A 13,897-nucleotide genomic window follows, 5' to 3' on the forward strand; every position below is an offset into this window, starting at 1 on the left:
ATGCAGGGTCTTTCAGTGACTGAGCTGTTCTCTTTAGTTTGAAAAATAGAATTAGGCGATACGCCTCAGAAGAAAGACTCAATGATTCGGATCGACGCTCAACATGTTCGATGGTTGCGAGATTCTACAGGGAAGCCCTTTAACGATTTGCTGAATCGTCTTATTCGTGCAACCGCGCCCATCCTTGGTATTCCGACAACAGCCGTGCTCGACAATAGTCGCGTGAATCTGCGAGATGGGGGCGTCGATGCTCAGGTCACCGTGGGGGCAACGTCCGATGTCTGGGAATATTTCACATTTCGTTCTGCGTGGCAGTACAAGGCGAGCCCGGTAACTGGCCTACCCGAGAGCAAAGTGAGAGAGGAGATCAGCGGCGCATCAAAGACGTATGTTCGCAGCCTCCTGAGTGAAGGCTATGCCTACCGGATGTGCATTGCCGACGATGAGTCTCCGGAAAAAAAAGTCAGCTCAAGAGTTGGCTGGATGATGAGATCGCGAAGGTAAATCCAGAAGCACCGAAGAGTATCGTTTTGTTCGCCTCCGACATCGCGGACTGGGTCAACAGATTCCCGACGATAGCTGCGGAACTGTTGGGTTCTTCGATGAAGGACTTTTCGCATTTCTCGACTTGGGGGAGCCAAGAACGAGCATTTACGAAAGAGTACGTCGAAACTCCGGAGTCCAGGGTGATCTTCGAAGCGGTTCGGAGCCATCTCGATTGGAACCACAAACCTGCATCTGTGAAGCTCACAATCTCCGGCGATGCCGGAGTTGGCAAGAGCAGGACTGTCTTCGAGGCGATCGCTGCTCTCCCAGAAATCTCACCATTGGTTCTTTATATAGAGGAGGAGCAGAGCGCCCTTGAGGTTGCTAAGGCAATGGCTAACCATAAGGGTCTTTATGCCGTTATTGTCGCTGACGAATGTCAAGATGGAATCGCGTTTCAGCTGGAGAAACGGCTGCAAGGAGAGTTGAACAGAATACGCGTTATCACGATCGACAACGCCTTGGATCGAACAGGTAGATCTGAGCTAAGACTTAGCCGAATGTCCACAGCCGACGTCGAAAAAGTAACAGCGATGAACTTCCCAAGTATCGATCCAACCCGCAGATATCGATATTGTCTAGTCGCGGACGGATACCTTCGTTTTGCGATTTCGTTGTGTGAGAATGATGCGCTGATCGTCGCGCAAGGACATCTTGGCGAGGTTTTGAGTCTTGTCAAAAGCTATCTGGCCACGCTTTTCGGACCTGCTGGTTCATTCGATAAAGAGGATTACCAAGCTCTAATGTTGATTTCTCTTGTAGAACGTTGCGGCGTTGTTGACAGCGTCTACCACGAGCTAGAACAACTTTGTGCTCATGTCCGTCTCGTTCCGAAGGATGTAAGGCAGCGATTACACGCCATGCAGAAGAGAAATGGGCTCGTCGCCCGAAGCGGTAGATATTTTTATGTGACGCCCACTCCAATCGCTTTGGTCTGTCTCCAAGATGCATGGTCTGAGTGGGCGGAGTTGGACCAAAGACCGTTTCTCGAGAAGTTTCCTCCGAGTCTGATCCCGTCGTTCCTTGCTCGTACGGCCCAAGGACCGAAACACATTGGTAAGGTCGTAAGCGCCTATTTTCGTAACAGGGAGCAATCCAGAGGTCCCGAGATTTTTCAGGACGCCGATGAAACGAAGCGTTTCCTGCTTCTTGTTCGAGCCTCTCCAGACGAGATGGTCTCGCAGCTGCACTATCTGGTGCGCGCAGCTACGCGGGAGCAAATCGCACAAGCTTACGGTGGTGGACGCCGTAACCTGGTGGTAGAAGCGGGCGAGCTAGGAGCCTACCCGCAGTGGTTCTCCTTCGCCGAAGAAATCCTATTTGTATTGGCGCTCCATGAGACCGAGCCAGACCTAGGCAATAATGCGACCAAGGTGTGGGCCGGATTGTTTCCAATCGTTTCCTATGTCGCTACACCGTTTCCGGATCGGTTGAAGATCATTCAACATAGATCCAGAACTGACGATCCAGCCACGAGGACACTCTGTGTGGAGGCGCTCAGGTGTGCTCTGGCTGGTCAAGCGATCCACATGATGAGTGGACGGCCATATGGAAATAGAATCCCTCCAAACTGCTGGCTCCCTGAGACATACAGCGAGCTACATCAGCACATCAGGTCCTGTCTTTCGGAGTTGTGTGTTCTAAGCTCAGACATCGATCACGGCGTTCAAGAAAAGGCCGCCGAGGCTTTGACGGGATCGGTCCGTAGCTTGGTATTTCAGGGATATGCAGCGCAGGCCAGAGAGGGAACGGCGGGGCTTCCCCGAGAGTTACGGCCCGTTCTACGTGCGGAATTGCGAGAATTCGTGCTGTTGAACAACTCGGAATATAACCCCCATACCGCAGAGGAGAAATCACAGCGCGCGACGATTGTCTACGAATGGATCGAAGAACTCAAGTCGAACAATATTCACGATCGCCTCGTCGAAGAAGTAGGGGCTGAGTCATGGGACTACCATTTAGAGCAAAAAGAATGGGAAGGTCGTACTCGGGATCTTGCGACCCACCTGCTCCAGCATACCGAAGAACTCGATAGGGAATTGCCATGGCTGAACAGCAGCAAGGCCCGTTCGTCGTTCGAGTTTGGAACTCAACTGGGGCGATTAGATGAATCGCTAATAATCGTGGACCGGTTGTTTGAGGCGAGCCGTACAAACCAGATTTCCAACTTGGGACGGGGTTATTTCGCGGGCGTTAGCGAAACTTTGGGACCTCGACTGCCATCCGAGGATGCTGCTCAAGCCCAGGTGAAGTTGAATCGTTTGCTTGACGAACTCTGGGAGCAAAATCCCGCACTCGCGTTCAATATCATGGCGCCATCTGGCGACTTTGTTCGCTCATTTGCACGCAGCGTTGTTGCCGTCAATGAAAAGAAAATTCCGGCTCGATTCATGCGTACCTTCACCGCATGGAATGGTCCCCGCCATACCTTGCCTGACGAAGCACGTATAGCCACTCAAGTGCTCCTGAATGCTGCCAAAGATGACGATGAGGATGCAGCGGATGTCGGCATTGAGTTTCTTGTGTTCCTGTTAATCCGGGCGAACAAGTCTATCGATAAGCTGAAGTGGCTTCAGGCAATCTATGAGGACGAGACTCTGGATGTTCCCTTCGGTCTCCTGGAAAAGGCCACAACAAGAACAAAAAAACTTTCCCACTGGTTCTCACAAATTTTTGCGCGTGTGATGCCTGCAAATCTGGACCGCGCAGTTTCGATACTGATCGAGATGATGAAAGTCGAGGATTACGATGTTGCCGAGGCTGCTGCCGGGCTGTTTTCGACCGTTGCGTCGGTGCGGCCCCAGGAACTGATGGACGGTATCGGCGCTTTGATGCTGTCCGGCTGCACGAACTACAACTTCCTATTTAGGAAATATCCGGTCATCTCTTTGCCGGAAGACGTAATCATTCGCTGGATTGAGAAACATGGCCTAGAGGGTGCCCGAATGTTGGCCCGCCACGTCCCTGGGCCCTTCATCAGCGATAAGGGGCCAGACCTGCATCGAGTAACACGCTACATTCTCGAACATCATGGGAACGATGAACGTGTATTCGGGAATTGGCATGCTGGGATGCATCATGGGCGTGTTTTTACAGGATCGATTGCCGACCACACTGAATCTCAAGCTGATCGCGCGAAGCCATTTCTCCATTTCCCAATAGAGGCTGTCAGGCGGTGGGCACAAGGCCAGATTAGCTTCGCCCAAGAGTACGTAGATAGATTCAGGTTGGAAGAGGAAGAACGTTGACTTCTGTAGCATTGCAACCCGTGTTGGGACAAAGTTGAAATGTCGTTGAGCTTGCAAAGTAGAAATGTCAGTATAACGCCGTAGTCGTCGTGCGGTGGGAATGTGCGAAATCGCCATTCTCTGGCGATTTCCACATTTCCATCCGCCGCGTGCCGCCGCGAAAGTTTTTGCGCCGCGACGACGATTACTACCCATAAGGCGACCCGATACTAATAGGGCCACAAAGAATGACTCGGCGATTTTGCATTCTCGCACCCATGAGTCAGCGAATAGCTTCACTCTATGAATGCAAACGTCCGTCGGCTATTCGAAACGCAGCGCCGTCATCGGGTCCACCCTGGTGGCGCGTAGGGCCGGAATCCATGTGGCTGCCAAAGCAACAATGCTGAGCAACAACGGCGTCAGTACAAATGCGAGAGGATCCCATGCCTTGACCCCGAAGAGGAAGCTGGTGAGGAATCGAGTCAGTAAGAAGGCTGAAACGACACCAATCACCACACCGATAGCAGTAAGCACCATTCCATGGCCGAGAACCATATTGCGAAGGTGCGATGCCTGCGCTCCCATCGCCATCCGTATCCCTAGTTCCTGCGTCCGCTGCTCCACAGAAAAAGCCATCAGCCCGTAAATACCCACCGCAGCCAGCAACAAACCCGATGCGCCGAAGACCGTCAGGAGCAGCATGTTGAACCGCTGTCGCGAAAGGTTCAGGCGGTCAATCTCGTCCATGGTTCGGATGTGCGCCACGGGGAGTCCACCAGTAGTCTCTCGCAATGCGGATGTGACTTGTGTGACCACCGTGTGCGGTGCGCTTTGAGTGCGCACAACCCACCAGAGCGGAGCGACTCGAGAATTGAGCGCGGTCTCGCCATCCGGCATCTGTGCCAGCGGGATATACATGGTAGGAAAGGGATCGCGATTCGGCGCATCGCGAGTGTCGCCGACGACACCGACGATCTCACGAGGCGGCTCAGCGAAAGGCCCACCGACGCCCGGCGCCTTCTGCAATCGGTCCCGCAGCGGGTCTCCCTTTGGCCAGTACTGCTTCGCCATGGCCTCATTAATCAGAATGACTCCGGGAGCGGAGGCATCGTCGCGATCAGTAAACGCGCGGCCGCGAAGAAGCGGAATCTTTAAGGCTTCGAAGTAGCTCCATGAGACCGAGTAATATTGAGCACCTCCGGTGAATGGAGCGTTGCCTTTGGGCCGTCCCACAATATCGAACGGCATTCCGAAGGCGCCTTGAAGCGGCAGTCCATTACCCGCGGCGGCTTCGACTACACCAGGGATGGTCTTGAGACGTTCCGTGCCCTGGCGAATAATCTGAGCCACGGGAGCGCTGGTCTGGAAGCGGTTGCCGCTGATCGACATGGCCATGGTCAGCGTGTTGTGCGTATCAAACCCGGGATTAACCGCCTGCAATTTGAGATAGGTGCGGATCAGCAGCGTTGAGCCAATCACCAGAACCAGCGCCAACGCGATCTCCGTGACGACGAGAACTGACCGGAAGTTTGCGCTGCGAAAACCAGTACCCGTGCGACTGCCGCTCTCATTCAGACTCGCCAACAAGTTGGACCGTGACGCGCCTACGGCAGGAACAAGGCCGAAGAGAATCCCCGTCAGCATCGAAAGGCCGAGAGTGAAGAGCAGGACACGCATATCCAGGGAGACTGCCGACCCATTCTCACCCAACCGGGGAAGGCCACCAAGATTCACGGTCAGCAAAAGTCGAACGCTGGCATAGCCGAGCAGCAGTCCAAGCAGGCCGCCCGAGACCGACAGAAGCAGGCTCTCCGACAGAAGCTGGCGGACGATCTGCGTGCGGCCCGCGCCGAGTGCCGCACGCGTCGCAAACTCGCGTTTGCGGACTGAAGCCCTTGCCAGCAGCAGATTGGCCACATTCGCACACGCAATCAGCAGGACGAAACCAACCGCACTCAGCAACACCATCAGCGGTTTGCGCGTATCGCCGATCATCCATTCTTTCAGCGGAACGGCCCCATAATAATTGTTTGGTCCGATGGCATTAGGAAACGTATGCCGAAACTCATCGGAGGCAAGTTTGAGCTGCGCGTTCGCCTTTTCCAAGGTAACGCCCGGCTGTAGACGCGCCGACACCCAGAAATAGTGCGCCAAGTCCCGAGAACTCAAATCGAATTGATATGGAATCCACAGGTCCGCCGGATTGTCGGTCACAAAGTTTCGGCCGAGGACTCCCACGACAAGATAAGGCGTGTTGTCCAGCGGAATGGTCCGCCCCACAATGTGGACGTCGCCACCGAAGCGCTGTTTCCAGAGGCCGTAGCTAAGCACCACCACGTTTTCGCCATGAAGACGATCCTCCTGCTCCGTGAAGGTTCGCCCCGCAATCACCGGCGCACCGAAGAGAGGGAAGTAGTCATGCGTAACGTGGACCGCCTGCACCTGTATGGGATGGTCGCCGCCGGTCAGATTCATTCCCGCCCCGCCGGTATCAAAACCTGCCACGTCGCGAAGCACCCCGGTCTGCTGACGCCAGAGATTGAACTCGGGCACGCTCGCGACATCGCCCGTTCGCTGCGGAGTAAACAAAACCAGCCTCACCAGGGACTGCGGATCGGCATAGGGCAGCGGCTGCAGCAGTACAGTGTTCACCACCGAGAACACCGCCGTATTCACTCCGATACCAAGCGCGATGACAAGAACAGCGACGATCGTGAATCCGGGTGTCTTCCGAAGCGAACGCCAAGCATAGCGCAGGTCGCGCCAGATGCTTTCCAACATCGGGAACGAACGATAGCTCCATACGCGCTCCCGCACAACCACAGGGTTGCCGAACTTCAACCGTGCCTGCCGCCGTGACTCGGCATCCGAGAGACCCCGCGCAAGGTTGGCATCCGTTTCATGGGCCAGGTGCGACTGGATCTCGTCGGACAGGTCTTTGTCTTTGCTTTCGCGGTTGAGGAAGCGCTGGAAGCCCATCGTCATAACCCCCTGTTATCTGCTGGATTCCCCGAGAATGAGCCCGATGGCGTGCGTCATCCGACGCCAGCGACTGGTCGCGGCCACTAGTTCTTTACGGCCCTTCGTCGTCAGCCGGTAGAACTTCGCTCTTCGGTTGTTGTCGCTTACGCCCCACTCAGAAGAGAGCAGCCCGCGATCCTCAAGCCGGTGCAGCGCCGGGTAGAGCGAACCCTGCTCAACGTCAAGAGCGTTTTCCGATGTTCTTTCGATAGAGTGCGAAATGGTGTGCCCGTGCGCAGGACCTAGGATCAGCGTGCGCAGTATGAGCAGATCAAGCGTTCCTTGGAGAATATCGGCGGCGTCCGGTTGTCTGTTCTTGGCCATATGCTTGCTCCACTCGGATGCCTATGGGAGACGAGTATACTCCACTCGGATGCCTATGTGAAGAACTTCCGGGATTAAAGCGCAACCGACCTGGCTATCGGTAAAGACTTGTGAAGCGTGGATTGGCGATAACAGACCAATCCACTCATCCAGCGCCAGTCTTGTCAACGAATACATTTGCAAGAGGGCGCGAATCGAACGTTATGCTTCCTTAGCGGTTGTTTCGGACGCTGTTTCTGCTTGGGCGGGGACTTTGGGAACATAGTCCGGCCCGTATATCTGGCGCCCGCGTTTCTGATACTCGCCCTTCTCGCTGTTGGTCTTCACCTTCGCTTCAAAATGGCTGTCTTGCCGTGCCTTAATCAGGGCCAGCGCGTGTCCGAGACGCTTGTTCTCGACAATCGCTGTGTGGCTGCCCCTTTGATCCTTGCTGAAAATGCGGTAGGGAAGCAGAAGGCTGTTTGAGCGCACCTCCAACCTGCCATCCGGGAAGTCGTACACGTCGACGTACTTGCCGCTCAGATCCTCCGACGAGGCGTTCTGTTCCAGGATGATTCGCTTTCGGTCATAGATCAAAGTCAGTTGGCTACCTACGTAGCGCCGCTCGCGATGGCACAGGATATCGGTAAGCTTGGCGACGGTGATCGAGAGGGGGCGGTGCATGTCATCGGAGCGGAGGGGAGTGACTGAAAACCGCTCGTTGTGAGCCAGCATGAAGCTCGGCAGGAAGGCGTTACCGGCGTCAATGTCTGAGATATTTGCAAGTCTGAGTTCTTTGACTAAGCGGTCCTGAAGCGTGCGATTTACTCGTTCCACGCGGCCCTTCGCCTGGCTTGAGTTCGCACAGATGATTTCGATGTTCAGCTCAGCCAAGGCGCGACCGAACTGAGTCATACCAGTGCCTCCTGGAGCGCACGATCGGTTGATACGAAAGACCGTGTGCTTGTCCGAATAAAAGGGCCACTGGGCACCCGTAGGCGGTGACGTAGGCATGGACCGCGCTGAGATAACTGTCCGTGCTCTCGCTTCGGACGAATTGCAGATGCACCAGCCGACTGGTCGCATCATCGATGAAGACCAGCAGCGTGCAGGCATAACCTCGATCCTCGAACCAACGGTGGTCGCTGCCATCAATCTGGATCAGCTCTCCGAACGCTTCACGGCGCAGTCGAGGCTGATGGAAGCTGCGGCGCTGCTTGCGGGATCGCCATAGCCCATCGGCCATCATCCACTTGCGCAACGTCTCACGCGAGATCTTGACGTCGTGCTTCGACAAGAGCATCTCCGCAGCGAGAGACGGGCCGAAATCAGCGTAGTTGGATCGCACCAGTTCAATGGCGTACTCCCGGATGCCTTCCAGCGTCTTGTTGTTCGACGCGCGGCCACGGCCCTTATGAATAACGCTCGCGCCGCCACCGGTTCGGTAAGCCACGATCAGGCGACGTGTCTGTCTCGTGCTCAGACCCAGAATCGCAGCCGCAGAGACCTCGGTGCGTCTGCCGGACAAAACCTCGGCAAGAACCTCAATGCGTTGGAGCTCGTTTCCCTCATCGTCAAAAACACCAATCTTCGCCTCCGCCAGATGGCGGAAGGGTAGTTTGGACATTTCAACTTTGCAGAAACCGGACACTTCTACTTTGCAGCTACAAGTTAACTATACATAATATGTGTTATCGGACATAGCCTATCTAACTCCTGACCGCTCTCCGCTGGCACTTTTGTCCAACGTTTGGTATCTCACTATTTATGCCTCTGAACCGTCTCACTCGCGAGAGTGCCTCTTTTGCTGCCTAACCGGACTGCCTTCGCGAAGTCTCTTCTGGCTCTGTCCCTCGCCGGGATTTTCCTGCCGTTGGCGGCGCAGACGGGCTCTCCCTCAGGTTCGTCAACGATGACGAGTTCCTCGTCCGCTCCTTCCATTGTGCGAGGAACGGTTCTGAGCGCGACCACGGGGATGCCTGTCTCGCGTGCTCTGGTTCGATTGAATGATCGGGCAATGCTTACTGATCACGAAGGCAAGTTTGAGTTCGATCAATTTCCCGCCACAGGTTCAGCCGTGCTTGAGGCACGTAAGCCTGGCTTCTACTTCAGCCCGGAGACAGGAATAAACACCATGACGCTCCGCGGCGAACAGCTTGCGGATCCCATTGTGGTCAGGCTCTACCCGGAAGCGCTGATGACCGGGACTCTCATCGCCTCTGACGGAACGCCGCTCCCTCGGGTCTTTGTGACCGCGCAGCGGAGCAGCTTTAACGAGACAGGACATCAGTGGCTCCCAACCGCCCATAGCATGACCAACTCTCGAGGCGAGTTTCGCTTGGCAGTCTCGCCTGGCGACTATCGCATCGAGACAAACTTTTCTCTTCAATCAGGAGGATTCTCCAAAGCCGTGCTACCTCTGGTGATTCCTGCGCCCGGCTCTGCAGGGGCGGACGGAACAATTCACATGAGCAGCGGCTCCGAGGAACGGTTCGACCTCCATCCTGCCGTCAGTCCGACCTACATGGTCACGCTTCGGTTGGAGTCTTCTCAGGAACATGGGTTCCCGATGCTGTTGGCACGATCGAGTGATGGATCTGTTCTTCCTGTAAGTGTCATTCGTAGCGGCCCTGGTGGAGGCGGTATGGACGACGTGCGAATCGCACTTCCGAGTGGGACATATACCCTCACAGGCACTTCAAACCGGGGAGAAACTATGGAATATGGCGAGACGACAGTGACGGTCACAGACCGGGATCTCACCGGAGGAACCTTACGGCTGGCGCCTGTCGCTCCGATCTCGATCCAGATCATTACCGATTCGGAGTCTACGTCTGATAAAACTCCCCCAACCGCACAGCAACTTGGCCTGATGATGCAGAATGTCCAGGACGTTCATATTGGATTCCCTATGTTTGCGGTTACAAGTGGAGGAGATAAAGACCCTTCTATCAGGCCGACGCCTGGAGTCTATCGGTTCAGCGCTCGCAACACTGGCCAATGGTTCGTAAAATCGGCAACGTATGGCACAACCGACCTGTTGCAACAGAACATGACCGTTGCCGCAGGTGCAGGAAGCTCTTCTGTAATTGTGACGATAAGCAATCAGACCGGAAGCTTACTCGGAACGACCAAACGAAACGGTATTCCCGGGCCATCCTGGATTAGTGTGGTTCCTGCTGCGGCAAGCGCAGTTCCCTTCTACAACATGCGTAGCAATACGGACGGGAGTTTTAATTTCTCTTTCCTGCCGCCCGGCACCTATCAGGTCATTTCGTTTGAAAGCCGTCACTCATTGGATTATCGCGATCCGAAGGCGCTTGCCCCTTTCAGTACTTACGTTCGCAGCGCAACGATTACCTCTGGGAACAAGGCGACTCTTGACCTTGACGCAGTTCCAGACGCGGAGCTGAATCCGTGATTCGCTTCATTATTCATTTATCGCTGTTTTTAATAGCAGCTCCGTGCTGGGTTGCGCGAGCGGGTGAGCCGGCGCCAGCTTCCGCTTCGGTCTATCGAATTACGGGGACTGTAGTCAGCAGCGTGGATGAATCCCCTGTTGCCCATGCGCATCTCAACGCCACCATTGCGCCGCGCGACCGATCGTCTCGGTTTTCAGGAAACGGGCCAGCCTCAGGAGTAAGCATTGACGCGGACGAGCATGGAAGATTTGTGCTGACACTTCCCTCTCCAGGATCTTGGCATCTGACGGCGAGCGCCACGGGCTTCGTAACCGAAGCCTATGAGGAACACGATAACTATTCCTCTGCCGTCGTGCTCCGTGCGTCGGAACCATCGATCGATCTCCGGTTCAAACTCTCGCCCGAGGCAGAGATTACAGGGACGGTGCTTGATGAAGCCGGCGAAGCCGTGAGGGCTGCCCTCGTCACATTGCAGCGTCGCGGATCTACCCTGCCGGATCAGGAGGATCAGCCGTTTCGAAACCGCATGAACACGCAGACCGATGATAGAGGCGTCTTTGAGTTTGTAGGCCTCACTGCTGGAGATTACCGGGTTCTGGTAGATGCGAAACCCTGGTACAGCTCCACTAACCAGGCGCGCTCGCAAGGCAATACTCCCTCCGACCCTGCGCTTGACTTGACCTACCAGCTGACATGGTTTCCGGGTGTCGACGATCCCGCGCAGGCCGAGATACTATTCCTGCGCCCCGCAGACATCCGGAGAACCGATTTCCATATGGTGCCGATCCCGGCAGTCCATCTGCAACTCACCGTTCCTGCATCGTCAGAGCCGGTCGCGGGCCGTTCCATTCCCTTCTTTCCTGTTCTTGAGCGAATTGACAATGGCGGGAATGGGCCTGGCCTCGGGCAATCGACCTTTGGCAGAACCGGGTCAGGTCAGATTGATATCGGAGGGCTTGCTCCGGGAGTTTATCGGATGCGCCTTCCGGGACAGGAACAGCAGGCTCATGCAACCGTTATCGAAATCGCTCCAGGATCGTCGCGAGTGGTCGATGCCGCAGCCGCATCGGCCGAGATGGCCCATATTGCTGTCGACCTTAGCGATGGGGAGGAACGCCCCGTGGGGGTTGAGTTGAGAAACACGGAAAACGATCGGCGCTTCACTTCTTTTCAGACGAACATGTTCTTGTTAGCCCGGACGCGTGGTGATTCTCAGCAAACACCACGAAACATCAGCCTTGATGTTCCTCCCGGCCACTATGAAGTCAGCCTTATGGGGAGAGGAGAGGCTTATCTGACCGGAATCGCAGCTAAAAGAGCAGAAGTCTCAGGACGATTTATTACGGTGCGCCCGGGAGACACAACCTTGATCCTGCACACCGCCAAAGGACATGCCTCGGCTAGCGGCATTGCTTCAATAGCAGGCAAGCCGGTGGTGGGAGCGATGGTGCTTCTCGTTCCGGCAGGACTGAATGATCCTGGCTCTTTCACACGGATGGTTCAAGACCAGAGCAATACGGACGGGAGCTTTGATCTGAACAACATTATCCCGGGTCAATATATATTGATCGCGATTGACCAGGGCTGGAAAAGCAACTGGAAAGACGCCACTACGCTTCAGCGGTATCTAACCCAGGGCATTCCTCTTGATCTTCACGCAGACATGAAGATCAAGCAGGACATCTCAGCCCAGGAACCGTGAATTCCACCCAAACGATGTGTTAGAGTCAAGTAAGCCGCCTAACGCGGAGAGATGGCCGAGTGGCTGAAGGCGCACGCTTGGAAAGCGTGTATACCGCAAGGTATCCAGGGTTCGAATCCCTGTCTCTCCGCCATTTGTCTTTAAGGACCCCAAAAAAACAACACTATAGCCTGTAAGTGGCGTCGTTACTTCACTTGCGGCATGAGCCAACTTGCGGCAGATTTCGCCCTAGTCGGTAATTTTGGTTGAATTGGACCCCGTTTTGGATACATGGATACACGGGGTGGATACAAACTCACCGACCTCGCTTCCCGCCTAACAACGCCTTACAAGCCCCGGGTTCAGCCCAACGCGGACGGTAAGGACGGACGCGCCATCGAGATTCCTAGGGTCCATGTCGACTGTCGTCTTATGCTAGAGAAATGGCTTTCGTAAAACCCGCGTATTCCAAGGGTAAGTAAATCGCGCAGTGGCTCGACTGGCTTCTTTGGAGCCCGATTTCGGAATTGAATATTTTGACGCGATTGAGGTTCTCGCAAACTGGAGAGGCGCTCATGCTTACCCCATCAACACGTTTCAGTCCACGCTGCGATCAAAGTTGAAAACTATCGATTCCGAAGCCCTCGTAGCGCAGCGGCTCAAACGAACCCCGTCGATCATTGCGAAATTACGACGCTTCGGGGGTATGGAACTGGCCCGGATGCAGGACATCGGCGGTCTGAGAGCAGTAGTGTCTGATATGTCCAAACTACGCGGCCTTCTCTCTGCCTATCAAAATTCGCGGTTCAGCCACACACAACAACCGGCAAAAGACTATATTTCATCGCCGAAGCCTGACGGCTATCGAAGCGTCCATCTTATTTATCGCTATTCCAACGATCTAGCGAAGGAGTACAACGGCTTATCAGTTGAACTTCAGATACGCACGAAACTTCAACACGCTTGGGCAACGGGGGTTGAGACTATGGGTACGTTCCTCGGGCAAGCGCTCAAATCTGGGCAGGGAGAAATGGAATGGAGGGAGTTCTTCAAAGCCGCAAGCGCAGCATTTGCAATTATGGAGAAAACTGCGCCCGTACCCGGATTTGAGGACAAATCAAGAACCGAAATATACGAAGAGGTCTACCGATTAGAGCAGAGTCTAAATGTTCTCAATAAGCTTCGAGGTTTTGCAGTAGCAGCAGATCGAATCAAAACGGAAACGGGAGCAGGCTCATATCACCTGATCGTGCTCAACTCTAAAGATAAATCGGTGACTTTGAGACCCTTTGCAACAACTCGACTTGACGAGGCGAATAAAGAGTATGCGGCGATCGAAGAACAGGCCAAGAAAGGTGCGCCTCTCGAAGCCGTGCTCGTGTCGGCAGGTCCTGTTGACGCGCTAAGGAAGGCGTATCCGAACTACTTCTTGGACACAGAGGCGTTCATCGCACATATTCAACGTATCAACACTGCTTATTCCAGAACAAAACGGCAAGAGAACCTGAGCCTGTTTGATGCGGAATTGGACAATCCATAAATCCTCGTTAGTCAATGGTCAAAGCATCACATGAGGCAAGTGGACTAAAGTATTGATAACGCCGGGTCATCTCCCAGAGCGGCTAAAAACAGCAAAACCCCTGGCGTAACAGGGGGCTTGCGCGTGATATTGAGTATCCACAGCATTTTCGCCT

General features: G+C 54.8%; 7 protein-coding genes, 1 tRNA gene and 1 pseudogene. 6 read left to right on the forward strand and 3 right to left on the reverse strand.

Annotation, left to right across the window (positions count from 1 at the left end; all coding sequences use genetic code 11):
• Nucleotides 1–147 precede the first annotated feature (147 nt).
• Both AC5S26_RS09560 and AC5S26_RS09565 read left to right on the forward strand, forming a co-directional pair.
• Nucleotides 148–504, forward strand: coding sequence for a hypothetical protein (locus tag AC5S26_RS09560; RefSeq protein WP_494184670.1), 357 nt, complete (start codon nt 148–150; stop codon nt 502–504).
• Nucleotides 505–530: 26 nt separating this feature from the next.
• A complete protein-coding gene (locus tag AC5S26_RS09565; protein ID WP_494184671.1) occupies nt 531–3,794 on the forward strand; it encodes a hypothetical protein in 3,264 nt (1,087 codons plus the stop codon).
• Between the two features lie 303 nt (nt 3,795–4,097).
• Here AC5S26_RS09565 and AC5S26_RS09570 read toward each other — a convergent pair whose 3' ends face one another.
• From AC5S26_RS09570 to AC5S26_RS09580, 3 genes and pseudogenes are all read right to left on the reverse strand, one after another.
• Complete coding sequence (locus AC5S26_RS09570) at nt 4,098–6,761, reverse strand: ABC transporter permease (protein WP_494184672.1); 2,664 nt, start codon at nt 6,759–6,761, stop codon at nt 4,098–4,100.
• A 9-nt stretch (nt 6,762–6,770) separates the two neighbouring features.
• Nucleotides 6,771–7,121, reverse strand: a complete 351-nt coding sequence (locus AC5S26_RS09575) for a PadR family transcriptional regulator (protein WP_494184673.1) — start codon at nt 7,119–7,121, stop codon at nt 6,771–6,773.
• A 279-nt stretch (nt 7,122–7,400) separates the two neighbouring features.
• Nucleotides 7,401–8,688, reverse strand: a pseudogene (locus AC5S26_RS09580) (ISNCY family transposase); the annotation flags it as partial.
• A gap of 216 nt (nt 8,689–8,904) precedes the next feature.
• On the opposite strand from AC5S26_RS09580, the gene AC5S26_RS09585 reads away from it, so the two are divergent.
• The 4 genes from AC5S26_RS09585 to AC5S26_RS09600 all read left to right on the forward strand — a co-directional run bounded on the left by AC5S26_RS09585 (nt 8,905) and on the right by AC5S26_RS09600 (nt 13,743).
• A complete protein-coding gene (locus AC5S26_RS09585; RefSeq protein WP_494184674.1) occupies nt 8,905–10,521 on the forward strand; it encodes a carboxypeptidase-like regulatory domain-containing protein in 1,617 nt (538 codons plus the stop codon).
• Nucleotides 10,518–12,224, forward strand: coding sequence for a carboxypeptidase-like regulatory domain-containing protein (locus AC5S26_RS09590; protein ID WP_494184675.1), 1,707 nt, complete (start codon nt 10,518–10,520; stop codon nt 12,222–12,224). Before AC5S26_RS09585 ends, AC5S26_RS09590 begins: the two co-directional genes overlap by 4 nt.
• Nucleotides 12,225–12,269: 45 nt before the next feature.
• Nucleotides 12,270–12,357 (forward strand) — tRNA-Ser (locus tag AC5S26_RS09595).
• A 336-nt stretch (nt 12,358–12,693) separates the two neighbouring features.
• Complete coding sequence (locus tag AC5S26_RS09600) at nt 12,694–13,743, forward strand: RelA/SpoT domain-containing protein (RefSeq protein WP_494184676.1); 1,050 nt, start codon at nt 12,694–12,696, stop codon at nt 13,741–13,743.
• Nucleotides 13,744–13,897: the final 154 nt, after the last annotated feature.

This window comes from Edaphobacter sp. FHG110511_03 (assembly GCF_059115365.1).

Coding starts and splice junctions, on each gene's coding strand:
- AC5S26_RS09570 (WP_494184672.1), bottom strand. CDS start 6,761: ATGACGATGGGCTTCCAGCGCTTCCTCAACCGCGAAAGCAAAGACAAA.
- AC5S26_RS09575 (WP_494184673.1), bottom strand. CDS start 7,121: ATGGCCAAGAACAGACAACCGGACGCCGCCGATATTCTCCAAGGAACG.